General features: G+C 73.2%; 25 protein-coding genes. 8 read left to right on the forward strand and 17 right to left on the reverse strand.

Going from position 1 to position 22,943, the window contains the following annotated elements:
• Positions 1 to 36 precede the first annotated feature (36 nt).
• The gene (locus tag ACWEFJ_RS18635) at positions 37 to 1,542 is read left to right on the forward strand and encodes an alpha/beta hydrolase (protein WP_378085551.1); all 1,506 of its coding nucleotides are present in this window, start codon (positions 37 to 39) and stop codon (positions 1,540 to 1,542) included.
• Positions 1,543 to 1,693: 151 nt separating this feature from the next.
• On the opposite strand, the gene ACWEFJ_RS18640 is transcribed toward ACWEFJ_RS18635, so the two are convergent.
• The 3 genes from ACWEFJ_RS18640 to ACWEFJ_RS18650 are packed head-to-tail and all read right to left on the reverse strand — an operon-like array spanning position 1,694 to position 4,393.
• Positions 1,694 to 2,353 carry a response regulator gene (locus ACWEFJ_RS18640; protein ID WP_378094358.1) on the reverse strand — a complete coding sequence of 220 codons (660 nt, stop codon included), beginning with the start codon at positions 2,351 to 2,353 and terminating at the stop codon, positions 1,694 to 1,696.
• 9 nt (positions 2,354 to 2,362) lie between these two features.
• A complete protein-coding gene (locus ACWEFJ_RS18645) occupies positions 2,363 to 3,946 on the reverse strand; it encodes a GAF domain-containing sensor histidine kinase (RefSeq protein WP_378094356.1) in 1,584 nt (527 codons plus the stop codon).
• Positions 3,947 to 3,994: 48 nt separating this feature from the next.
• The gene (locus ACWEFJ_RS18650; RefSeq protein ID WP_378094354.1) at positions 3,995 to 4,393 is read right to left on the reverse strand and encodes a pyridoxamine 5'-phosphate oxidase family protein; all 399 of its coding nucleotides are present in this window, start codon (positions 4,391 to 4,393) and stop codon (positions 3,995 to 3,997) included.
• A gap of 113 nt (positions 4,394 to 4,506) precedes the next feature.
• On the opposite strand from ACWEFJ_RS18650, the gene ACWEFJ_RS18655 reads away from it, so the two are divergent.
• Positions 4,507 to 5,346 (forward strand): arylamine N-acetyltransferase family protein, encoded by an 840-nt coding sequence (locus ACWEFJ_RS18655; RefSeq protein ID WP_449714463.1) that lies wholly within the window; start codon positions 4,507 to 4,509, stop codon positions 5,344 to 5,346.
• Here the strand turns inward: ACWEFJ_RS18655 and ACWEFJ_RS18660 are convergent.
• From ACWEFJ_RS18660 to ACWEFJ_RS18675, 4 genes are read right to left on the reverse strand one after another with little or no spacing between them, the layout of a single operon-like run.
• A complete protein-coding gene (locus tag ACWEFJ_RS18660; protein WP_378094350.1) occupies positions 5,343 to 5,849 on the reverse strand; it encodes a hypothetical protein in 507 nt (168 codons plus the stop codon). The genes ACWEFJ_RS18655 and ACWEFJ_RS18660 overlap by 4 nt on opposite strands.
• Positions 5,846 to 6,427: a hypothetical protein gene (locus ACWEFJ_RS18665; RefSeq protein WP_449714464.1), complete on the reverse strand. Its 582-nt coding sequence runs from the start codon at positions 6,425 to 6,427 to the stop codon at positions 5,846 to 5,848. Before ACWEFJ_RS18665 ends, ACWEFJ_RS18660 begins: the two co-directional genes overlap by 4 nt.
• Entirely contained in the window at positions 6,424 to 7,389 is a 966-nt protein-coding gene (meaB, locus tag ACWEFJ_RS18670; protein ID WP_378094346.1) for a methylmalonyl Co-A mutase-associated GTPase MeaB, read from the reverse strand. The genes ACWEFJ_RS18665 and meaB overlap by 4 nt, the downstream gene beginning before the upstream one ends.
• Before the next feature lie 4 nt (positions 7,390 to 7,393).
• On the reverse strand, positions 7,394 to 8,581 hold the full coding sequence (locus ACWEFJ_RS18675) for an acetyl-CoA C-acetyltransferase (protein WP_378094345.1): 1,188 nt from the start codon (positions 8,579 to 8,581) through the stop codon (positions 7,394 to 7,396).
• Positions 8,582 to 8,706: 125 nt separating this feature from the next.
• On the opposite strand from ACWEFJ_RS18675, the gene mce reads away from it, so the two are divergent.
• Positions 8,707 to 9,150, forward strand: a complete 444-nt coding sequence (gene mce / locus ACWEFJ_RS18680; protein WP_449714465.1) for a methylmalonyl-CoA epimerase — start codon at positions 8,707 to 8,709, stop codon at positions 9,148 to 9,150.
• Here the strand turns inward: mce and ACWEFJ_RS18685 are convergent.
• Together ACWEFJ_RS18685 and ACWEFJ_RS18690 are read right to left on the reverse strand one after the other, a co-directional pair.
• Positions 9,147 to 9,704 (reverse strand): TetR/AcrR family transcriptional regulator, encoded by a 558-nt coding sequence (locus tag ACWEFJ_RS18685; protein ID WP_378094341.1) that lies wholly within the window; start codon positions 9,702 to 9,704, stop codon positions 9,147 to 9,149. The genes mce and ACWEFJ_RS18685 overlap by 4 nt on opposite strands.
• A gap of 161 nt (positions 9,705 to 9,865) precedes the next feature.
• Complete coding sequence (locus tag ACWEFJ_RS18690; protein WP_378094339.1) at positions 9,866 to 10,228, reverse strand: SPW repeat protein; 363 nt, start codon at positions 10,226 to 10,228, stop codon at positions 9,866 to 9,868.
• A gap of 212 nt (positions 10,229 to 10,440) precedes the next feature.
• Between ACWEFJ_RS18690 and ccrA the strand changes: the two genes are divergently transcribed.
• Together ccrA and ACWEFJ_RS18700 are read left to right on the forward strand one after the other, a co-directional pair.
• On the forward strand, positions 10,441 to 11,754 hold the full coding sequence (gene ccrA / locus ACWEFJ_RS18695; RefSeq protein WP_449714466.1) for a crotonyl-CoA carboxylase/reductase: 1,314 nt from the start codon (positions 10,441 to 10,443) through the stop codon (positions 11,752 to 11,754).
• A 69-nt stretch (positions 11,755 to 11,823) separates the two neighbouring features.
• Positions 11,824 to 13,164, forward strand: coding sequence for a chromosome segregation protein (locus ACWEFJ_RS18700; protein WP_449714467.1), 1,341 nt, complete (start codon positions 11,824 to 11,826; stop codon positions 13,162 to 13,164).
• A 16-nt stretch (positions 13,165 to 13,180) separates the two neighbouring features.
• On the opposite strand, the gene ACWEFJ_RS18705 is transcribed toward ACWEFJ_RS18700, so the two are convergent.
• The 3 genes from ACWEFJ_RS18705 to ACWEFJ_RS18715 all read right to left on the reverse strand — a co-directional run bounded on the left by ACWEFJ_RS18705 (position 13,181) and on the right by ACWEFJ_RS18715 (position 15,684).
• On the reverse strand, positions 13,181 to 13,891 hold the full coding sequence (locus tag ACWEFJ_RS18705) for an alpha/beta fold hydrolase (RefSeq protein WP_378094333.1): 711 nt from the start codon (positions 13,889 to 13,891) through the stop codon (positions 13,181 to 13,183).
• A gap of 651 nt (positions 13,892 to 14,542) precedes the next feature.
• Positions 14,543 to 15,301, reverse strand: a complete 759-nt coding sequence (locus ACWEFJ_RS18710; RefSeq protein WP_449714468.1) for an alpha/beta hydrolase — start codon at positions 15,299 to 15,301, stop codon at positions 14,543 to 14,545.
• An 89-nt stretch (positions 15,302 to 15,390) separates the two neighbouring features.
• Positions 15,391 to 15,684, reverse strand: a complete 294-nt coding sequence (locus tag ACWEFJ_RS18715; RefSeq protein WP_378094329.1) for a hypothetical protein — start codon at positions 15,682 to 15,684, stop codon at positions 15,391 to 15,393.
• A gap of 52 nt (positions 15,685 to 15,736) precedes the next feature.
• Between ACWEFJ_RS18715 and ACWEFJ_RS18720 the strand changes: the two genes are divergently transcribed.
• Both ACWEFJ_RS18720 and ACWEFJ_RS18725 read left to right on the forward strand, forming a co-directional pair.
• Positions 15,737 to 16,153 (forward strand): hypothetical protein, encoded by a 417-nt coding sequence (locus ACWEFJ_RS18720; RefSeq protein ID WP_449714469.1) that lies wholly within the window; start codon positions 15,737 to 15,739, stop codon positions 16,151 to 16,153.
• 5 nt (positions 16,154 to 16,158) lie between these two features.
• Positions 16,159 to 16,365, forward strand: coding sequence for an FmdB family zinc ribbon protein (locus tag ACWEFJ_RS18725; RefSeq protein WP_378094325.1), 207 nt, complete (start codon positions 16,159 to 16,161; stop codon positions 16,363 to 16,365).
• Between the two features lie 285 nt (positions 16,366 to 16,650).
• On the opposite strand, the gene ACWEFJ_RS18730 is transcribed toward ACWEFJ_RS18725, so the two are convergent.
• From ACWEFJ_RS18730 to dhaK, 5 genes are all read right to left on the reverse strand, one after another.
• Complete coding sequence (locus tag ACWEFJ_RS18730) at positions 16,651 to 17,232, reverse strand: DUF3558 family protein (protein WP_378094323.1); 582 nt, start codon at positions 17,230 to 17,232, stop codon at positions 16,651 to 16,653.
• Between the two features lie 250 nt (positions 17,233 to 17,482).
• Positions 17,483 to 19,261, reverse strand: coding sequence for a 3-hydroxyacyl-CoA dehydrogenase family protein (locus tag ACWEFJ_RS18735; RefSeq protein ID WP_449714470.1), 1,779 nt, complete (start codon positions 19,259 to 19,261; stop codon positions 17,483 to 17,485).
• 124 nt (positions 19,262 to 19,385) lie between these two features.
• A complete protein-coding gene (dhaM, locus tag ACWEFJ_RS18740) occupies positions 19,386 to 20,057 on the reverse strand; it encodes a dihydroxyacetone kinase phosphoryl donor subunit DhaM (protein WP_449714471.1) in 672 nt (223 codons plus the stop codon).
• A complete protein-coding gene (gene dhaL, locus ACWEFJ_RS18745; RefSeq protein ID WP_449714472.1) occupies positions 20,054 to 20,683 on the reverse strand; it encodes a dihydroxyacetone kinase subunit DhaL in 630 nt (209 codons plus the stop codon). The genes dhaM and dhaL overlap by 4 nt, the downstream gene beginning before the upstream one ends.
• Positions 20,683 to 21,684, reverse strand: a complete 1,002-nt coding sequence (dhaK, locus tag ACWEFJ_RS18750; protein ID WP_449714473.1) for a dihydroxyacetone kinase subunit DhaK — start codon at positions 21,682 to 21,684, stop codon at positions 20,683 to 20,685. The genes dhaL and dhaK overlap by 1 nt, the downstream gene beginning before the upstream one ends.
• Positions 21,685 to 21,837: 153 nt before the next feature.
• On the opposite strand from dhaK, the gene ACWEFJ_RS18755 reads away from it, so the two are divergent.
• A complete protein-coding gene (locus tag ACWEFJ_RS18755; RefSeq protein WP_378094313.1) occupies positions 21,838 to 22,818 on the forward strand; it encodes an ABC transporter substrate-binding protein in 981 nt (326 codons plus the stop codon).
• The last annotated feature ends 125 nt before the right edge of the window (positions 22,819 to 22,943 follow it).

Raw genomic sequence — 22,943 nt, forward strand, 5'->3', positions numbered from 1 at the left:
GGGTGGAGTGGAGTCCTCGACCGGAGGGGGAAATCCATGCGAGGACGATTCGCCGCGACCGTCGCGGCGACCGTGACGGCGGGACTGCTCGGCGCGGTGCTGCCGACGTACGCGCAGGCCGTGCCGGAGCCGCGGCCGGACCAGGCGATCACGTGGACGGCGTGCGCCGAGTTCCCGGGCCTGGAGTGCGGCACGTTCGAGGCGCCGTTCGACTGGCGCACGCCCGACGACGGCCGGCGGATCACCATCGCGGTGAGCCGGCTCAAGGCGCGCGGCGAGGCCAGGGGCTCCGTGCTGACCAACCCGGGCGGTCCGGGCGGCGCGGGCCGGTCGCTGCCGCTGCTCTACGCGGGCCGCGCCAAGCTCGTGGAGAACCTGGACGTCATCGGCATCGACGTGCGGGGCACGGGCGCGAGCGCCAACGCCACCTGCGGCGGCTTCGACTGGCTCACCGTCACCGACCCGCGCGACCGCAGCCGGGCCAACACCGAGCTGCTCTACGACGCCGCCGAGCTGCAGGCCACCGCGTGCCAGACCCGCTCGGGCGAGTTCGGCCGGGTGGTCAACACCGAGCAGACCGTCCGCGACCTGGACCTGCTGCGCCGGCTCCTGGGCCGCGAGAAGATCAACTGGATCGGCTACTCGGGCGGCACGTGGATGGGCGCGTACTACGCCACCTACTTCCCGGAGCGGGTGGACAAGTTCGTGCTCGACTCGAACACCGACTTCACCAGCACGTTCCAGGACGTCTTCGACAACTTCGGCTACGGCTTCGAGCGCCGCTTCCGGGTCGACTTCCTGCCCTGGGTGGCCCGCTACGACAGCCTCTACCACCTGGGCACGACCGCCGAGCAGGTGCGCCGGGTGTACGAGTCGGCCCGCGCGAAGCTGGCCGCGAACCCGTTGCCGCTGCCCGACGGCACCGTGGTCGACGGCGTGCGGCTCGACCTGACCCTGGTCCGGGCGCAGTACAGCAAGCTGCTGTTCCCGGACGCGGCGCAGGCCCTGGTCGCGGTGCACCAGGCCACGGCGGCCGGCGCGGCGGCCCTGGCGCGGTACCCGGACGCGGCCAACGGCACGCTCTACGGCATCACGTGCAACGACACGGTGTTCCGGCACAACCGGGCCACGCTGGCGCGGGAGGCCGAGCGGCTGGGCCGGCAGTACCCGCTGTTCGGCTACTACCAGGTGCTCGCGCCCTGCGCGTTCTGGGACCGGCCCCCGCTGGAGCTGAAGAAGCCGACCGGCAGGGGCGTGCCGCCGGTGCTGATGGTGCAGTCGGAGCGCGACCCGGCGACGCCGCTGGAAGGCGCGCAGCGCGCGCACCGCAACTTCGCGGGGTCACGCCTGCTCACCGTGACCGACGAGGGCGACCACGGCATCTACGGCTTCGGCAACGCGTGCGTGGACGACGTGGTGGAGGCGTTCATCGTGGACGGGAAGGTGCCTCCGGGCGACCTGACCTGCCCCGGCCTGCCGCTGCCCGATCCGACCGCACCCACGGCGGCGGCTGCCCGGCCGCTGACCGCCTGGCCGCTGTGACACCGGCCCGCCCGGACGCCGTGGCACCGCGGCTCCGGGCGGGCCGACTGCCCGTCGGGTCGGAGCGGCTCCGAGCGGCCTGCCCGCCGGCGCGGCACGCCGTCGGGTCCGAGCGGCCGGCTCGGCCGCGCCGCCCACTTGCCGACTCGGCTCAGAACGGTCCCGGCGCGCCGCCCGCCTGCCGGCGGCGCGCGGCGTAGACCCCGGCCTCGGTCCGGCGGTCGAAGCCGAGCTTGTGCAGCAGCGAGGAGACGTAGTTCTTGACCGTCTTCTCGGCCAGGAACAGCCGGTTCGCGATCTGCCGGTTGGTCAGGCCCTCGGCGATCAGGTCGAGGATCCGCCGCTCCTGCGGGCTCAACGCCGCGTAGCGCGGGTCCTCGACCGGTCCGCCGCGCAACCGTTGCAGCACGGTCGCGGTCACGCCGGCGTGCAGCAGCGAGCCGCCCGCGGCCAGCGTGCGGATCGCGGACACCAGGTCGTTGCCGGAGACCTGCTTGAGCATGTACCCCGCCGCGCCCGCCATGATCGCCCCGAACAACGCCTCGTCGTCGGAGTACGAGGTCAGCATCAGGCACGCGGGCGGCGGCTGGACCGTCGACCGGATCTCGCGGCACACGGTCACGCCGTCGCCGTCGGGCAGCCGCACGTCGATCACGGCCACGTCCGGCCGGTGCCGGGCAGCGGCGGCCACGGCCGCGGCGGCGCTCTCCGCCTCGCCGACCACCTCGATGTCGGACTCCACCGCCAGCAGTTGCTGCAACCCGCGCCGGACGATCTCGTGGTCGTCCACCAGCAGCACCGAGATGGACATGAAACCTCCCTACACCGACACCAACGGCACGGACCACGTGAGCGTTACGCCCCGGCCCTCGATCGACTCGACCTCGCAGGTGCCGTCCCAGCGCGCCGCCCGCGCCGTCATGTTGACCAGGCCGCCGGTGTGCCGGCCCCGGCCCGGGGGCAGGCCGTTGCCGTCGTCGCGCACGACCAGGCGCAGGTTGGTCGCGGCGCGGTCCACCGCGACCTCCACCTCGACGTTCTTCGCCGACGCGTGCCGGGCGGCGTTGGCCAGCGCCTCGCGCAACGTCGCCAGCAGGTCGGGCCGCACGTGGTCGGGCACCACCGAGTCGATCGGCCCGTCCAGCGCCAGCGCGGGCTCGAAGCCGAGCAGCCGGGCCGACTCCTGGACCACCTTCATCAACTGGGCGCGCAGGTCGGCCGCGCCCGCCGGCGGTTCCTGGAGCGAGAAGATGGTGCGCCGGATCTCCCGGATGGTCTGGTCGACCTCGGTGACGAAGTCGGCCAGCCGCTGCGCCACCACCGGCTGCTCGACCAGCCCGTTCATGCTCTGCAACCCCAGGCCCAGCCCGAACAGCCGCTGCACGACGAGGTCGTGCAGGTCGCGCGCGATGCGGTCGCGGTCCTCCAGCACGGCCAGCCGCCGACCGGCGCCGGTGGCCCGGGTGAACTCCAGGATCAGCGCGGCCTGCCGGGCGAACGACTCGACCAGCGCCACGTCCGAGGCGTCGAACGCCCGCTGGTCGCGGGCCCGCGCCACCATCAGCACGCCGAGCACCCGGTCGCCCGCGGCCAGCGGCGCGAACACCACCGGACCGACCGGCTCGGCGTGGCCGGGCAGCCCGTCGAGCACCCTCGCCCTGCCCGTGTCGAACACCTCGCGGGCCGGGCCGCCCTCGGCGGACGCGCTGAACCCGCGCACCCGGCCGTCCACCACCCGCACCTCCAGCCCGCCCTGCACGTCGGGCAGCGCGAGCAGCGCGGTCACCCCGTCGGCGGCCAACCGGGCGCGCACCGCGACCAGGCGCAGCGCGTCCCGGTCCGGGGTGCCGGTGAGCAGCGCGTTCGTCACCTCGTTGGACGCCCGCAACCACACCTCGCGCTGCCGCGACCGCTCGTAGAGCCGGGCGTTCTCGATCGCGATGCCCGCCGCCGCGGCCACCGCCTCCACCACCTCGCGGTCGGCGCGGGTGAAGTCGGAGCCGTCGGCCTTGTCGCTGAGGTAGAGGTTGCCGAACACCCGGCCGCGCACGGGCACCGGCACGCCCAGGAAACCGGGCCGGGACGGGTCGAACGCGGTCGGCTCCGCGCCGGCCCGCTCGACGTCGGTGTGGTGGTGGCCGTCGCCGGGGGTGTACTCCAGCAGCTGCCGGTCCGGGCCGACCACGGCCAACGCGCCGTAGCGCGCGCCGACCAGGCCGCACGAGGACTCCACGGTGCGGCGCAGCACGTCGGGCAGGGACAGGTCGCTGGCCAGCGACACCACCGCCGCCAGCAGCCGGTGCAGGCGCTCCTGCGTGTCGACCACCTCGGCGGTGCGGTCGGTCAGCTCGCGCAGCAGGCCGTCCAGTCGCATCGAGGCGTTCGCGTCCGGGGTTCCGGCCACCCGTGACCACCCTCCGGGTAGGGAGAGCACCGAGGTTAACGCGTTCCCCTAGGGGATGCGACGGCCCGACAGCACCTCCAGGTCGACGACCAGGTAGTGGTCGCCGCGGCCGTGGCCGCGCGAGGGCAGCGGCAGTTGCCGCATCCGGGCCAGGCGGGCGCGCTCCTCGACCTCGGTGACGTGCCCGACCGCCATCACCGACCAGCCGCGGGACAGGTCCGGCGCGACGTCGTCGATCTGGAACGCCACGATCGTGTCCCGGGCGACGAGGGTCGCGCTGCCGTCCGGCACGCGCAGCACCACGCACTCGCCGTCGAGCGCGAACACGACGGGGTGCACCACCGGCAACGCCTTGTCGGTGTAGACCAAGCGGCCGATCGCGGCCGAGCCGAGCAGCTCCAGGCACTCGTCGCGCGACAGCACCTGCAGCCCAGCGGAGTCGTACATCGCACCTTCTTCGTCCCCCGGTCGACGGGATAAACGTTCGGCGCTGTGATCGTCCCTGCCTAGAGTCGGAAGTCCCGGCTTCGACGCTTCCCACCCGGACGGGGGATTTCCAGATGGTCCCGGTCGACGTGCCCGCCTTCCTGCGCCGCCTCGGCGTGCCCGACGCCGAACCACCCGGCGTGGCCGCGCTGACCCGGCTGCACCGGGCGTTCGTCGAACGCGTGCCCTACGAGACGGTCGACATCCAGCTGGGCCGCGTCACCTCGATCGACCCGCGCGACTCGGTGGCCCGCGTGCTGGCCGGCCGGGGCGGGTACTGCTTCCACCTCAACGCCGCGTTCGGCGAGCTGCTGCGCGCGCTCGGCTACCGCGTGACCCGGCACGCGGGCGGCGTGCAGACGACGCCGGACGTCGAGCCGACCATCAGCCGCAGCCACCTCGCGCTCACCGTGCGCGACCTGCCGGACTCCGACGACATCTGGTTGGTGGACGTCGGACTGGGCGACGGTCTGCACTCGCCGTTGCCGCTGCGGGAGGGGGTCCACCGGCAGGGGCCGTTCACCTTCGAGCTGGGGCCGTCGCCCGCCGCGCCGGGCGGCCGGCGGTTGCGGCACGACCCGCGCGGCAGCTTCTTCGCCATGCACTTCGCCCCGGAGGAGGTCGGCATGGAGGTGTTCGCCGACCGGCACGTGCACCTGTCCACGTCGCCCGAGTCGGGGTTCGTGCGCACGTTCGGCGTGCTGCGGGCCGACGCGACCGGCCGGGACGTGCTGCGCGCGCTCACCCTGTCCCGGATCGGGACGACGACCACGAAGACCGTGCTGGACGACCGGCGCGACTGGTTCACCGCCCTGGCCGACGTGTTCGGGCTGGTCGTCGCGGCCGACGACCGCGACCCGCTGTGGCGCAGGGCGGTGTCCCAGCACGAGGCGCACCTCGCGGCGACGTCCTAGGCCACGGGGTGCGGCACGAAGCCCTGGTAGACCTGCGCCGCGAACCGCTTCAGCGCCAGGTCCAGCATCTCGGCGCCGACGTCGTCGGGCAGCTTGGTCCAGTACCCGTACAGGGTCTTCGGCACGCCGCGGTAGGTGGCGGCGAAGGCGTTCGGGTCCCTCGGGACCAGGGTGAGCCACAGCGACGGGTTGGGCGCGTGGTCGCGCGCCAGGGCCACCGAGGACAGCTCGTACCAGGGCACCGCCCAGGAGGCGTTCTTCTCCTCCCAGCGCAGGCCCTGGTGCTCGACCAGCAGCCGGCGCACCCTGGCCCGGCGCCGCCACACCCCGCCGCCGATCAGCCCGCCGAGGGCCACCAGCGGCCCGACGAACATCGCGGCCAGGTGGCCGTCGGCGTAGGACAGGAACATCAGCAGGACCCCGAAGAGGGTCAGGCCGAGCTGGACGGCGAGCGCGACGCGCCGCTCGGTCCGGCTGCCGAAGGGGATCTCGACCTCGTTCACGACAACCCCACAGTGAAGCCCTCGTCCTGGACGCCCCGGTACAGGGCGGGTGCGAAGCCCAGCACGGCCCGCTCGACCACCGGGACCAACGCCGCCGCGTCGCCCAGCGGCAGCCGGTAGGCGCCGTCCTCCCGGGCCAGGTGCGCCATGTCCGCGTGCCGCGCCCGGAACCCCCGCGGGTCGGCGGGCAGCAGGTCCAGCCGGACCATGGTCTTGCGCAGGACCGCGTCGGCCGGGTCCACGACCCGCTCCCGCGTCCGCGAGATCCGCACCGCGCCCAGCTCGTGCCACGCCACCGCCCACGGCGCGCCGGCCGGGTCGTCCCACCGCACGCCCGGCGCCTCGAACACGAGCTTGCGCGGCCGGGACACCCTCTTCCAGTTCAGCACCGCCGCCGCCGCGATGCCCGTGAACGCGAGCCCGATGACGAGCGCGATCGTCCCGCCCACGCCCTCGCCGCCCGCGTACGCGCTCACCGCGCCCACGAGCGCCACCACGCCCAGCGCGCCGGACACCGCGCCGCCGACGATCACCCGCCGGGTGTCCCGCGCGCCGATGTCCACCACCACAGGTGTCATGCCCCCACCCCCTCGACCAGTCGATCAGCCGCAGCGTAGGGGTCCAGCTCGCCCGCCACGACCCGTTCGGCGAGCGTGTCGAGCGCGGACGCGCCGCGCAGCCCGCCGATCCGGGACCGCAGCCGCGCCAGCGCGATGGCCTCGATCTCGCCCGCGGCCCTGGCGGCGCGGCGTCGGGCCAGCTCACCGCGCTCCACGAGCCAGGCGTGGTGGGCGTCGACGGCGTCCACGACCTCGGCCACGCCCTCGCCGCGCGCGGCGACCGCCTTCACCACGGGTGGCCGCCAGCGACCTCCCTCGCGGTCCCGGCGGCCCAGGGAGATCATGTGCTTGAGGTCGCGCGCGGTCTGGTCCGCGCCGTCCCGGTCGGCCTTGTTGACCACGAACACGTCGGCGATCTCCAGGATGCCCGCCTTGGCCGCCTGGACGCCGTCGCCCATGCCGGGCGCGAGCAGCACCACCGTGGTGTCGGCCAGCGACACCACCTCGACCTCGGACTGGCCGACACCCACCGTCTCGACCAGCACCACGTCGCAGCCCGCCGCGTCGAGCACGCGCAGCGCCTGGGGCGTCGCCCAGGACAGCCCGCCCAGGTGGCCGCGGGTGGCCATGGACCGGATGAACACGCCGGGGTCGGTGGCGTGCTCGCCCATCCGCACCCGGTCGCCGAGCAGCGCGCCGCCGGAGAACGGCGACGACGGGTCCACGGCCAGCACGCCGACCCGCAGCCCGCGGGCCCGGTAGGCCGCCACCAGCGCGGAGGTGGACGTGGACTTGCCCACGCCGGGAGCGCCCGTCAAGCCGATGACCCGGGCGTTCCCGCAGAACGGGGCCAGTGCGCCCGCCACCTCCCGCAACTGGGGACTGGCGTCCTCGACCAGCGAGATCAGCCGGGCGACCGCGCGCGGCTGCCCTTCGCGCGCGCGGTCGACCAGCTCGGCTACGTCAACGGTGCGGGCCACACCTTCAGACCTTCGGCACGCGGACGATCAGGGCGTCGCCCTGACCACCGCCGCCGCACAGGGCGGCCGCGCCGACGCCGCCGCCGCGGCGCTTCAGCTCCAGCGCGAGGTGCAGCGCGATGCGGGCCCCCGACATGCCGATCGGGTGGCCGAGCGCGATCGCGCCGCCGTTGACGTTGACCTTGTCCTCGGAAATGCCCAGCTCACGGGTCGAGACCACGCCGACCGCGGCGAACGCCTCGTTGATCTCGACCAGGTCCAGGTCGGTCGGGTCGATGCCCTCCTTGGCGCACGCGGCCTTGATGGCGTTCGCGGGCTGCTCGTGCAGGCTCGCGTCGGGGCCCGCCACCACGCCGTGCGCGCCGATCTCGGCCAGCCAGGTCAGGCCCAGTTCCTCGGCCTTGGCCTTGCTCATCACGACCACGGCCGCCGCGCCGTCGGAGATCTGCGACGCCGAGCCCGCGGTGATCGTGCCGTCGGCGGCGAACGCCGGGCGCAGCTTGGCCAGCGCCTCGACGGTGGTGTCGGCGCGCACGCCCTCGTCGGTGGCGAACAGGACCGGGTCGCCCTTGCGCTGCGGGATCGCGACCGGCGCGATCTCCTCGTCGAAGACGCCGTTGCCCGCGGCCTTCGCGGCGAGCTGGTGCGAGCGGGCGGCGAACGCGTCCTGCTCCTCGCGGGTCAGGCCGTAGCGGGCGTTGAACTTCTCCGTGGAGGCGCCCATCGCGACCTGGTCGAACGCGCAGAAGAGGCCGTCGTGGGCCATGTGGTCGAGCATCGTGACGTCGCCGTACTTGAACCCGCCGCGCGACTTCGGCAGCAGGTGCGGGGCCTGCGTCATCGACTCCTGGCCGCCCGCCACCACGATGTCGAACTCGCCCGCGCGGATGAGCTGGTCGGCCAGCGCGATCGCGTCGATGCCGGACAGGCAGACCTTGTTGATCGTCAGCGCGGGCACGGACATGGGGATGCCGGCGTTCACCGCCGCCTGGCGCGCCGGGATCTGGCCCGCGCCCGCGGTGAGCACCTGGCCCATGATCACGTACTGCACCTGCTCGGGCGCGACACCGGCGCGTTCGAGGGCCGCCTTGATCGCGACGCCGCCGAGCTGGGCGCCGGAGAAGTCCTTCAACGACCCGAGCAGTCGTCCCATCGGGGTACGGGCCCCGGCGACGATGACGGAACCGGACACAGCGGCCTCCACAGCGGGTGTAAGCGGTTGTTAACACGCCACGATACCCAGGGTTACCGCCGGGTAGCCGTGTGAGGCGTCGCACAGCGGGGCCTGCACCGATTCGGCCAGTAGCCTTCCGGGGCATGGAAGAACTCCGCGGGCTCGTCACCGCCATCGACCACGTCGGCATCGCCGTGCCCGACCTCGACGCCGCGATCGCGTTCCACCGCGAGCACTTCGGCCTGGAGGTCGTGCACCAGGAGGTCAACGAGGAGCAGGGCGTGCGGGAGGCCATGCTGCGCGCCCCGGGCGACGACGGCGCGGGCGCCGCCGTGCAGCTCCTCGCCCCGTTGACGCCGGAGTCCACGATCGCGAAGTTCATCGGCCGGTCCGGGCCGGGGCTCCAGCAGCTCGCCTACCGCGTGTCCGATGTGGACGCGGCGGCCGACGTGCTGCGGGCCAAGGGCTTGCGGCTGCTGTACGAGCAGGCCAAGCGCGGCACCTCCGACAGCCGGGTCAACTTCGTGCACCCCAAGGACGCGGGCGGCGTGCTGGTGGAGCTGGTCGAGCCCGCGGCCGGGCACTAGGGCCGTTCGAGGGCGGCGGCCACGAACGACAGCTCCAGGTCCATCCGGTCGTCGTCCGGCGCGTGCCGGGCGACCGAGTGCCGGTAGCTGACCGCGAGCCCGAGCAGCGCGGAGGCGCTGTCCACGTCCTTCGCGGCCACCGCCGCCCCGCCCGCGGCGACGATCACGTTGCGGATCTGCCGCACCACCGACCGGTACCGCTCGTGCAGCGCGTCGCGGACCGCCTTGTGCGTGTCCGCCTCGCGCCACAGCAGGTGGCTGAGCAGCGGTGACGCGTCGAGCCGGGCGTCGAGCGCGGCCACGAGCCGGCGCAGGCTCTCCGCGATGTCGCCCACCACGACGACCCGCCGCGCGTCGACGGTGCCGTCCGGCAGGCGCTGCACGAGCGCGGCGAGCAGGTCGGACTTGCGGCGGAAGTAGTAGTGCACGAGCCCTTTCGGCACGCCGGCCCGTTCGGCGATGCGGGAGGTCGGCGTCGCGTCGAACCCCGACTCGGCGAACAACTCCTCGGCCGCTCGCAGGATCCGTTCCCGGGCCGACGAGTCCTCTGCCAACGCTGTGCCCTTCCTCGGTGCGGGCCCACGGCGGGTGCCGTGGGCCCTGGTTGCCCGCGCCCTCGCGGGGCGCGCCCTCTCAGGCCGTGCCGTTCCCGGCCGTGCGGATCCAGCCGGGCGGATCCGGGCGTGCCGATCCCGACCGTGCCGCCCCTGCGGGCTCAGGCCGTGCCGGCGACCCGGCCGCCGTGCGCCGCGTTCGCCAGCGGCAGCGCCATGGCCCCCGCCGCGACGGTCAGCACGCCGCCGATCCAGGAGACCCACGACGCGCCCGTCAGGTCGCTGTAGCCGATCACCCACGGCGAGATGAACAGCAGCACGCCCAGCAGCATCTGGAACCACTCGCCGAACACCATCCCGGGCATCGCGAGCGACGCGAGGCCGTCGATGGCGATCAGTGCGCCGAGCACGATCATCGTCCACATGGCCCCGGTGGTCGTCTCCACCACCAGGGGCGAGAGCAGCACGAGAGCGCCGATGACGACCTCGGCCCAGTCCTGCCACCTGGTCCACGCCTTTGTCATGACTCGCACCTCCGTCCCGTCGATCGGACACCTCCGATGGTCCGCTTGATTGGCCACCCGGTCAAGGAACCGCGGGCCGATCGGGCGAAAGGCCAGTGCGGTGGCTCACAGCGCCGCATCTGAATCGGTTACCGATGGGTAACCTCCGGCCACTCGCGTGGACCTCTAGAGCCCGCCACCCACCATCCCGGAGCCCCTTGGGAGGGAACGCCGTGCAGAAGATCCTCGACGCGATCCTCGCGGACGAACTGGACGCGATCGGATCGCTGGACGTACCGGAGAGCTACCGGGGCGTCACCGTGCACGCCGACGAGGTCAGGATGTTCGAGGGTCTGGCCACCAGGGACAAGGACCCGCGCAAGTCGCTGCACGTCGACGAGATCGCCACACCGGAGCTGGGCCCCGGCGAGGCGCTGGTCGCCGTGATGGCCAGCGCGATCAACTACAACACGGTGTGGACCTCGATCTTCGAGCCGCTGCCCACGTTCGCGTTCCTGAAGAAGTACGGCGGGCGGCACGACCAGCCGTTCCACGTGGTCGGGTCGGACCTGGCGGGCGTGGTGCTGCGCACCGGGCCGGGCGTGAACGCGTGGAAGCCCGGCGACCGGGTCGTCGCGCACTGCCTCGACGTGCAGCTGGAGCACCCGGACGGGCACGCCGACACCATGCTCGACCCCGAGCAGCGCATCTGGGGCTTCGAGACCAACTACGGCGGCCTCGCCGAGATCGCGCTGGTGAAGGCCAACCAGTTGATGCCCATGCCGAACCACCTGACGTGGGAGGAGGCGGCATCACCCGGTCTGGTGAACTCCACCGCCTACCGGCAGCTCGTGTCGGCCAACGGCGCGAACATGAAGCAGGGCGACACCGTGCTGATCTGGGGCGCGTCCGGCGGCCTCGGCTCCTACGCGACCCAGTTCGCGCTCAACGGCGGCGCGACGCCGGTGTGCGTCGTGTCCTCGCCGGAGAAGGCGGAGATCTGCCGCCGGATGGGCGCGGAGCTGATCATCGACCGCACCGCCGAGGGCTACCGGTTCTGGAAGGACGAGCACGAGCAGGACGTGCGCGAGTGGAAGCGGCTCGGCGCGAAGATCCGCGAGCTGACCGGCGGCGACGACCCGGACATCGTGTTCGAGCACCCGGGCCGGGAGACGTTCGGCGCGTCGGTCTACGTCGCCCGCAAGGGCGGCACGATCGTGACCTGCGCGTCCACCAGCGGGTACCTGCACCAGTACGACAACCGGTACCTGTGGATGCACCTCAAGCGGATCGTCGGCTCGCACTTCGCGAACTACCGGGAGGCGTGGGAGGCCAACCGGTTGATCGCGAAGGGGAAGATCCACCCGACACTGTCCAAGGTGTACTCGTTGGAGGACACCGGGCAGGCCGCGCACGACGTGCACCGCAACGCCCACCAGGGCAAGGTCGGCGTGCTGGCGCTCGCGCCGGAGGAGGGCCTCGGCGTGCGCGACCACGAGCTGCGGTCCCGGCACCTGGACGCGATCAACCGATTCCGGGGCGTGTAAAGCGGAATCACTCCCGATGTGCGGCGCTCGGGTGACCGCCGCGCATCGGGAGCGGGTAGCGTCTACGCCATGGGCCTCGCCGACGACCGTGACCTCGTCCCCCTGGGATCCGGCTTCGACATCGTCAAGCGCGGGTACGACCGCGCCCAGGTCGAGGACCACCTGGAACGCCTCGACTCCGACCTGCGCCTGCTCGCCGCCGACCGGGACGCGGCGGTCTCGCAGACCAACGACCTGGCCCGCCAGCTCGAGGCGGCCCGGTCGGAGATCGCGGAGCTGCGCGGCCAGGTGGAGCGGCTCTCGCTGCCGCCCACCACGTTGGAGGGCCTGAGCGAGCGGTTGCAGCGGATGCTGCGGCTCGCGCAGGACGAGGCGAACGAGATCAAGGCGCGGGCCGAGGCCGAGGGCGGGCACATCCGCGCCAAGGCCGAGGCCGACGCCGGGGTGCTGCGCACCCGGTACGAGAAGCTGATCGCCGAGCTGGACCAGCGGCGCGCCGACATGGAGGCCGAGCACCGGGGCGTGCTGGAGACGGCGCGGGCCGAGGCCGAGCGGATCGTGGGCGAGGCGCGGGCCGAGGCGACCCGGTTGGACGAGGAGTCGCTCCAGCGCCGGACCACGGTCGAGGAGGACTTCGAGATCGCGATGGCGGCCCGGCGGGTCGAATCGATGAAGACGCTGGCCGAGCAGGAGGCGTCGTCGAAGGCCGAGGCGGAGCGCCGGCTGCGCGAGGCGGCCGAGGAGGCGGCCCGGGTGCGGGCGCAGCTCGCCCAGGAGCAGGCCGCGGCGAACGCCGAGGCGCAGCGGCTGGTGCGGGAGGCGACCGAGGAGGCCAACCGGCGTCGGCACGACTCGATCAGCGAGGCCACGGCACGCGTGCAGGAGGCGACCGACGAGGCGAACCGCCGGGTGCGCGAGGCGACGGAGGAGGCGAACCGGCGCGTCACGCAGGCGACGCAGAAGGTGGACGCCCTCCGCCAGCTCCGCAACCGCCTGTCGCAGCAGCTGCACGCGGTCAGCTCGGCCCTGCACGACGTGACGCCGCTGCTGGACCCGCTGGACGAGGAGCGCCCCAAGCCCCCGCAGCCGGCCACCCCTCAAGCGCCCGCTGCCGGGGCGACCTCCGCACCGGCCCCGGGCGCACCGGCCCCCGCCGCCTCGGGTTCCGCACCGGCATCCGGGTCGGCCCCCGCGCCGACCGCGTCGGCACCCGGGTCGGGCTCGACGCCGGCCGCCGCGCCGCCTGCCGCTCCGGCCGCCGGCGCCACCGCGGCGAAGTCGTCGGCCAAGCCGGAGCCCGCTCCCGCCTCGACCGACCAGTCCCCCGCGGACGCGCCGAAGCCGGCCCCGGACGGCCCGACCCAGAAGATCGCCCGCCCGAACCCGAAGGCGCAGTCGGCCAAGCGCTGAACCGCGCCGCGGCGGGTCAGACCCCGACGCGCCGTCGCCAGTCGAGCACGGCGGCGGCGAAGGCGTCCGGCGCTTCCAGGGGCGTCAGGTGACCGACACCGGGCAGCTCGACGTACTCGCCGTGCCGCAACACCCCGGCCATCTCCCGGGCGAGCGCGGGCGGCGTGAGCGCGTCGTGCTCCCCGACCAGCACGAGCGCCGGCACGTCCACCCGCGCCAACACGTCGGTCGACTCGGGCCGCGCCGCCATCGCCCGCTGCGCCCACACCACCTCCGCCGGGTCCTGGTCGAGGATCAGCTCCCGCACCCGACCGACCACGGCCTCGTCCGCCGCCGGCCCGAGCAACCCGCCCACCACCGTGTCCGGCACCCAGTCGAGCCCTTCCGCCTCGACGCGCGCCGCCATCGCCATCCGGTTCGCCCGGCCCTCCTCGGCGTCCGCGCCGGCACGCGTGTCGGCCAACACCAACCCGGCCACCCGGGACGGCTCGCGCCGCAACAGCGCCATCGCCACGTACCCGCCCATGGAGCACCCGCCGACCACCGCCCGCTCGATTCCCCGCGCGTCGAGCAACCGCAGCACGTCGTCCGCAATCGCCACCAGATCGGGTGAACGATCACCGCCGCGCTGGTCGGGCGTGATCGGTTTCAGCAGGTCACGGACCCCGTCCCACATGCGTGAGTCGAACGGGAACGCGTGCAGCAGGACGAGCGGAACAGATTCCATGCCCGGAATTGTCGGACCCCCTCGTTAGCTTCGTCCCATGACCTCCACGCCAACCCCGACCGACCGCCTCCCACCCGGGCGCACCGGCGGGGTCGGCGCACGCCGGGCGACCGTCGCACCGACGAGCCGCCCAACCCCGGGCCGCGGCGGGGTCGGCGTGCAGCCGGCAACCGCCACGCCGGCGACAACCCGTGCCTCCCCGAACCTGGCCGGGGTCGGCGCACACGCGGCGACGACCCGCTCCCCCGGGAACCCCGGCGGGTTCGCCGTGCGGGCGGCAACCGTCGCACCGACGGCACCCCGCTCCACTCCGAACCCGGGCGAGGTCGGCGCACACCCGGCAACCGCGGCACCCCGCTCGATCCCGCACCCCGACGGCGGGTCGTGCTCCGTGGCGTCGGCTCGGCGGGTGGAGGTCCGCCCACGACCACACCGGCCCGATGCCCGACACCGGGGTCCGGGGGGCGGCACGCGCCGACCGGGTGCGCGGGTCGGACCGGTCAGGATCGGCGCCGATGGCGGCACCGCGCCCTCCCTGCGCGTCGCGGGAAATCCGGAGCCCGCGGAGGAGCAGACCTCCGCGAGCGAGCCGGCTCCCGCGCACGTGGGCGACAGCCGCGCCACCGGGGGGCCGGTGCCGGTCCGGCGGCGTCAGGGGGCCGCGATGGCCACCTGATGCTGCTCGTGGGGGCCGGACCAGGTGCGCGGCAACGGCGTGGGCACCTCGGGCACGGCCGCGGACACGATCGCGTCCAGCACCTCTTCGGTGTGCCCGACCATGAGGTGCTTGGCGCCGGGGAAGTCGATGACGTCCGCGGCCGGGAGGTCCGCGCCGAACCGCCGCCTGGCCTCGGCCGGGGGCAGGTAGGTGTCGAACTCCGGCACCAGGCACACCACCGGTTTGCCCGCACGAGCCCACGTCCGCAAGTGCTCGGCCCTGCTCCACCGCAGAGGAGGTGAGATCAGCACGGCGCCCTCGACCACCGGGTCGCACCCGTGCATCAGCGCCAGGTCGGTGCCGAACGACCAACCCACGAGCCACACCGAGGGCAGGCCCCGCTCCACCGCGAACGCCAGGGCAGCGGCCACGTCGAACCGCTCGCCCACGGCGTGGTCGAACGCGCCCTCACTGCACCCGGCCGCGCTGGCCGTGCCCCGCGTGTTGAACCGCAGCACCGCGAGGTCCGCCAACGCGGGCAAGCGCCACGCCGCCTTGCGGTAGAGGTGGGAGTCCATCATCCCGCCGTGCGTCGGCAAGGGGTGCAGCAGCACCACTGTGGCCCGGGGCTCCCGGTCGACGGGCAAGGCCAACTCCCCGACGAGCGACAGCCCGTCCCGGGTCCGCAACACCACCGCTTCCCGGCGTGCCGGGAGCACGGTGTTGGCCTTGATCGGAACTTCGACACCCACCGAACCATCGTGCCACCCCGCGGCCGGCGCACCCCGCCGCGCCCCAGCGCTCGGACGGGCTCGCGGGCCACCGGATCGTGCACGCAGCGTCACCAACGACGCGAGGTCGGACCCCTCCGCGTCCGCGACGCCCAGCAGCCCTGGTGCCAGTGACGGCGGTCCTCCACCGAGCCGTAGTCGGCCGCCGGCCACGCGACCACGTGCGGCGTGCCGGGACGGATCTCGTGGTCGCAGCCGGGGCAGCGGTAGGTCTTGGTGGTCGCGGTGCCCGAAACGTTGCGCACCAGCCAGTCGCCGTCCGGGCCGCTCTCGGCCCTGGCCCAGCCGTGGCCACCGATGGGTGACGGCTCGTCCGGGCGTTGCGGGCGGTTACGACGGGGCACGAGCAATGAGGGTATCCGGGTTCGCGCTGGGTGATCGCCTACGGTCCACTGGGTGAGCAAGTGGCAACGTGTCGCCCTGACCGCACTCCTGCTGATCGAAGTCGCCGTGACGCTGGTGCCCGCCCTGCGAGGGCTGCTGGTCGAACCGTCGCCGACAGGCGTCGCCCGCGGCGACACGGCCCGCCCGGTGCTCGACGGCGCGGACATGCCGGTCGGGCAGCCGCGCGGGCTGCGCCAGGGCGTGCTGCTCGGCTCCACGATGTTGCTGCTGGTCACCGCCCTGTCCGCGCTGGCCCCGGTGTGGCTGCGCCCCCGGTCGCGGACGTGGGTCGCCACGTTCGCCGCCACCCACCTCGCCGCCGCCGTCCTGGGCTGGGTGCACAGCCTGCCGCTGTTGACGCTGCTCGCCACCGTGTCAGCCGTAGGGGTGCCCGCGCTGGTGCTCGCACCCCCGCGCCGGGGACAATGACGGACGTGCCCACCTACGAATTCCGTTGCAAGGCGTGCGGCTCGACCTTCGACGTGAAGCGGTCGATGGACGACGCCTCCGCGCCCGCCACTTGCCCGAACGGCCACGACGACACCGTCAAGCTGCTCTCCATGGCCGGTCTCGGCGGCAAGGCCGCCGCACCCGCCGGCGGTGGGGGTGGCGGCTGCTGCGGTGGCGGCTGCTGCGCCTGACCCGACACCACGCACCACGGCACGGGTCCGGGACCGCCGCGCACCACCGCGGTCGTCCCGGACCCGCCGCACGCGAGCGACCGGCCAGTCGAGAACGACGGCACCGAACCCCGCCGATCAACCACCCGGACCGATCGCGCAACCGAACCGATCAGGCAACCGAGCCGATCACGCCGCGCCGATCACGCAACCCGAGGCCGATCACGCAACCCGAGCCGATCGAGAAGCCGGGCCCATCGAGAGCCGCGCCGATCAGCCGGCCCGGCCGATCACGAAGACGGCCGATCAGGAAGCCGGTTCCTTGTCCAGCAGCAGCTGGGCCACCTTCTTGCCCTGGTCGCAGATCGCGCCGAACCGCGCCGACCCGTCGATCACGATGATCCCGATCCCGCCACCGGCGTAGTCCATCACCAGCACGCACGACGGCTGCACGGACGTGTCCGTGGTCCGGTCGAAGTAGGTCACCTTCCGACCGCCCAGGTCGAACTCGCCGTTGCTCTGCTCCAACGTGATCGCCCGCCCCTCGCGGAACCGCAGCGTCACGCCCACGTCCAGCGACCCGACCGAGGTCTGCCACTTGCACGACTGGTCGAACGTCTTGTCGTACCCCGTCTCCGTGGGCTTCGCGTTCTTGTCCGGCACGTCGTAGGGCAGGTCCTTCCACCCGATCAACGAGCAGATGTCGCCGACGTCCCCGGTCGGCTCGTCGGACGGTTCGGCGGACCCCGTCGGCGTGGGCCTGGCCGACGTGAACGGCGGGTCGACGTCGAGCACCTGCTCTGCCACCGGGGTGCCGTTGACCGTGTACGCGCAGGCGCTCGTCAGACCGAACGCCGCCACCAGGAGCGAGATCACCACACGCCGCATGGTGACCACGATGCCAAACGCCGAATCCCGCCACGTCATCAGCCCGCACTTCACGCCCCCCAGGTCCACGCCGACCCACACCGCGCACACCCGGAAGCCGCACCGCACACGCCGCCGCGCCACGCCCCCGCCGCACCCCGGCCCGCACTCCTGCGCACCCCGGCCCGCATCCGGCCGACACCCTCACGCACCCAGCCCGTGCCCCGAGCCCGCGCCCCGGCCCTCACCCAACCGGCACCCGGGCAGGCGCTCAGGCCGCGTAGTCGCGGAACCCCTTGCCGGTCTTGCGCCCCAACCGCCCGGCCTTCACGAGGTGCTCCAGCAACGGCGCGGGGGCGAAACCCGCCTCGCGGAACTCCAGGTACAGCGTCCGCTCGATGGCCAGCGACACGTCCAGCCCCACCACGTCCAGCAGCTCGAACGGCCCCATCGGCAACGAGCAGCCGACCTTCATCGCGTTGTCGATGTCGTCGGCCGTCGCGTAGTGCGCCTCCAACATCTTCACCGCGTCGTTGAGGTACGGGAACAGCAGGGCGTTCACGATGAACCCCGCCCGGTCGCCGCAGTGCACCGGCACCTTGCCCAGGTCCAGGCACACCCGCCGGGCGGTGGCCACGACGTCCGCCGCCGTCGAGATCGTCTCCACCACCTCGACCAGCTTCATCACCTGCGCCGGGTTGAAGAAGTGCAGGCCGACGACGTCACCGGGCCGCGCGGTCGCCGCGGCGCACTCGATGACCGGCAGCGAGGACGTCGTCGTCGCCAGCACCGCGCCGGGCTTGCACACCTCGTCCAACGCCTCGAACACGGCCTTCTTGACCGCCAGGTCCTCGGCGACCGCCTCCACCACGAGGTCGCAGTCGGCCAGGTCCGAGAACTCCACGACCGGCACGAGGCGGGCCAGCGCCGTGTCCCGGTCCTCGGCCGACAACCGGCCCCGCGCGACCGCCTTCTCCAACGACTTGCGCACCTTGCCCACCGCCGCGGCGGCCTTCTCCTCCGACCGCGCCCGCAGCACCACGTCGTACCCGCGCTTGGCGAACACCTCGGCGATGCCGGTGGCCATGGTCCCCGTGCCGATCACGCCGACCCGCTGGACCTCCCGCGCCGGCGCCGCCTCCCCGGACGCGACCGGCGTGAGCACGTCCGGCACCACGACCGGGGAGTCCGGACCGTCGTAGGTGTAGAAGCCGCGCCCGCTCTTGCGGCCCAGCAACCCCGCCGTGATCATCTGCTTGAGCAGCGGCGCGGGCGCGTGCAAACGATTGCGCGACTGGTGGTACATCGTGTCCAGGATCTCGTACGCGGTGTCCAGCCCGATCAGGTCGAGCAGCGCCAGCGGACCCATCGGGTAGCCGCAGCCGTGGCGCATGGCGGCGTCGAGGTCCTCCCTCGTCGCGTAACGGGACTCGTACATCCGCACCGCGTGGTTGAGGTAGCCGAACAGCAGCGCGTTGGCGATGAACCCGGCCCGGTCCCCGATCACGACCGGCGACTTGCCCACCCCCTCGGCGAACGCCACCACGTCGGTCACCACGTCCGGCTCGGTGACGACGGTGCGGATCACCTCCACCAGCTTCAGCACCGGCGCGGGGTTGAAGAAGTGCAGGCCGACGACCTTGCCCGGCCGTCCCGTGTGGACACCGATCTCGGTGATCGACAACGACGACGTGTTGGACGCGAACACCGCGTCCGGGCGGCAGATCCGGTCCAGCTCGGCGAACACGGCGGCCTTCAGGTCCATCCGCTCGGGCACCGCCTCGATGACGAGGTCCACGTCGGCCAACGCGTCCAGCGACGTGGCGTACGAGATGCGGCCCAGCGTGGCGTCCCGCTCCTCCGCCGAGAGCTTGCCGCCCGCCACCGCGCGGTCCGTCGAGTGGTCCAGGTGGCCGCGCCCGCGGGCGAGACCCGCCTCGTCCACGTCCACCGCCACCACGGTGATGCCGGTCCGGGCGAGGACTTCGGCGATACCGGCGCCCATCGTGCCGAGACCGACGACTCCGACCGTGTTGAACTGGCGCGACACTGGGTACCTCCCACTCGACGGAGTGGCTACCGAACGGTAACTTGCCGCGACTATCCCACGGTCGTCACGCATCGCTCACGTGAGCTTCACCATCGGTATCGAGCAAGTAATCGGTCCAGCGAGGTCACTCGTCGAACCGGCGCGCCGCCAGTTCCTCCACCCTCCGCACGGCTTCCGCCGCGTCCGCGCCCGTTGCCACGACCTCCACCCGGGCCCCGCCCGGCGCGCCCAGGCCCATCAGCGCCAGCACGCTCTTGCCGTCCGCGGACTGCTCCCCGAACCGCACGACCACCGAGGCGTCCAACGGGTCCAACGCCCGCGCGACCAACGCCGCCGGCCGCGCGTGCAACCCGACGGAGTTCGTCAACACCACCTCGCCCCGCACCGACCCGGACTCCTCCACCCCCGCCGCCGGCGGAGGTCCGGCCCACACCGCGCCCGCGTCGGACGCCGCCGCGCCGACCTCCGCCAACCCCGCGCCGCCCTGCGCGCGGACCGCCGCCGCCACCGCGCCCTCGACCAGCGGCGCGTCCACGACCAGCACCGACCCCTCGGCCTCCTCGGCGGCCATGTCGGCCACCATCTTCGCGCTGCCCAGGTCGAACAGCACGACCACGCCCGCGCCGGAATCGGCCCGCGCGATCGCCTCGCCGACGGCCATGTAATCGGTGCCCAGCCCGCCCGAGCCGTCCCCACCCGTGGGCACGATCGCCACCGACGGGGCCATCTGCCCGGCCAACTCGGCCACGCCCTCCGCCAACCGCCGGCTGTGCGACACCACGACGAGGCCGATCACCGCGCCCGCCCCGCCAACGTCCGCAGCACCAACGCCGTCGACCGCGCGCCGGGGTCCAGGTGCCCGGCGCTCCGCTCGCCCAGGTACGACGCACGCCCCTTCCGCGCCACCATCGGCACGGTCGAGTCCGCGCCCATCCCGGCCGCGTCCGCCGCCGCCTCCAACACCTCCGCCACCCCGCCGCCGGTGGCCGCGACCGATTCCGCCGCCGCCACCGCGGGCGTCAGGGCGTCCACCATCGTCTTGTCGCCCACCACGGCCTTGCCCCGCGCCACGACGCCCTCCAGCGCGGCCCGCAACGCCTCCGCCGCCACCGTGCCGTCCACCACCGCCGCATCGCCCACCGAGGTCGCGGCACGCAGGAACGCCGTCCCGTACAGGGGACCGGCCGCGCCGCCCACCGTGGAGATCAACGTCGTCGCCACCAGCCGCAGCACCCCGCCGGGCGACGCCGGGACGTCGGTGTCCAACTTGGACACCACGGCCGTGAAGCCGCGGGCCAGGTTCTCGCCGTGGTCGCCGTCGCCGATCTCCCGGTCGAGCCGGATCAGCTCCTCGCGGTGCCCGGAGACGACCTCCGCCACCGCCCGCACCGCGTCCGCCACGGACTCCGCCGTGCACGCCATCAGACGCCCCACCGCAGTGCCGGCGTGTGCACGGGCGCGTCCCACAACTCCAGCATCTCGTCGTCCACCTTCAACAACGTCAGGCTCATGCCCTGCATCTCCAGGCTCGTGATGTACGGGCCGACCAACCTTCGTGCCACGACGATCCCCCGTTCCGCCAGGAGCCGCTCCGCGATGCCGTGCGCCAAGTACAACTCGACCAGCGGCGTCCCGCCCATCGAGTTCGTGAACAGCAGCACCCGGTCGCCCTCGGCGAACGGCAGGTCCTCCAGGACCGGGTCCAGCAGCGACCGCACCATCTCGTCGGCCGACGACACGGGCACCCGCCGCCGTCCGGGCTCGCCGTGGATGCCGATGCCCAGCTCCACCTCGTCGTCGCCCAACGTGAACGACGGCTCTCCCGCGTGCGGCACCGTGCAGGCCGTCAACGCCAAGCCCATCGAGCGCACCCGTGCCACGACCCGGCGGGCCAACGCCTCGCACCCGTCGAGGTCGACCCCGCGCTCCGCGGCCGCCCCGACGATCTTCTCCAGCAGCACGGTCCCGCCCACACCGCGCCGACCGGCCGTGTAGAGCGAGTCCTTGACCGCCACGTCGTCGTCGATGACCACCGTGCGCACGTCCACGCCGTCCGCCGCCGCCAGTTCCGCGGCGGTCTCGAAGTTCAGCACGTCGCCGGTGTAGTTCTTCACGATCAACAACGCGCCCGCGCCACCATCGGTGCGGCTGACCGCGGCAGCCACCTGATCGGGTGTCGGCGACGTGAACACCGCCCCGGGACAGGCGGCGTCCAACATGCCCCGCCCGACGAACCCGCCGTGCAGCGGCTCGTGCCCCGACCCGCCACCCGAGATCACCGCCACCTTCCGGGGCACCGGCGCGTCCGCCCGCACCACCACCGCCGGGTCGTACTGCACGTCCAGCAGGTCGCCGTGCACGAGGGCCATCCCGCGCAGCGCGTCGACCACCACGGTCGCCGGGTCGTTGATGATCTTCTTCACGATGCCTCCCGATCGACGCTGATCACCCCATTCCTACTCCACCGGCGGCGGCCCGGAAAGCGGGAGCTACGGTGAGGGCACCCTAAGAACAGCAGGTCAGTGACCTAAAGTAGTCGGAGGAACACCGGAGTGTCGAACACCAGGATCGCGGCGTTGCTCCTCGCCGCACTCACCCTCGCCGCGTGCGGCCAGGCCGACACACCCACCGACAAACCGGCGGTGGCCCAGGGCGGTTCGGAGTTCGGCAAGGCGGGCGAGAAGAGCGCGGGCTTCGGCACCGACGCCCGACCCGGCCAGTTCCCCCGCACGATCAAGCACGCCATGGGCGAGACGGTGATCGAGAAGCGCCCGGAGCGCGTGGTCGTCCTCGACGGCGGCGAACTCGACAACGTGGTCGCCCTGGGCGTCAAGCCGGTGGGCGTGGCCTACCCCGACGGCGCGCCCACGATGCCGAGCTACATCGGCGACAAGGCGGGCAACCCGGAGAACGTCGGCGGCATCACCAGCCTCAACCTGGAGACCATCGCCAAGCTCCAGCCCGACCTGATCCTCGGCTCCCAACTGCGCGCCGAACAGCAGTACCCGAAGCTTTCGGAAATCGCCCCCACCGTCTTCGCCGCCCGTCCGGGCTACACGTGGAAGGAGAACTTCCGCCTCAACGCCGCCGCCCTGGACCGGACCGAGGAAGCCGAGGAACTCCTGGCCGACTACGAAGCCCACGCCAAGCAGGTGGGCGAGACCGTCGAAGCCAAGACGGGCAAGCGCCCGACCATCACCATGCTCCGCTTCATGCCGGGCAAGATCCGCCTCTACGCCAAGAAGTCGTTCATCGGCACCATCCTCATCGACGCCAACCTGCCGCAACCGCAAGCCAGCCAGGTGGACGACCTCGCCGTCGAGGTCAGCACCGAGCAAATCGCCCAGGCGGACGCCGACTGGATCCTGATCGGCACCTACGGCGACCAATCCAAGACCGCCCAACAACAGGTCCTGGCCGGCCCCCTCTGGCAAACCCTGAACGCCGTCAAAACGGGCCACGCCAAACCCGTGAGCGACGAAACCTGGTTCCTCGGCCTAGGCGTCCTCGCCGCCGAAGAAGTCCTCACCGACCTCGAACAAACCCTCACCACCTAACCCCACACCCCCACCACCCAACCCAACCCAACCCACCCACATCGGACCCGCAGCCACCCCACCGAGGCTCGATTTGACATGGGTTCGGGTGCCTTAGGCTGGACGAAGCCGGCAGGCCTGGCGGG

The sequence above is a fragment of the Actinosynnema sp. NPDC004786 genome (assembly GCF_053601135.1).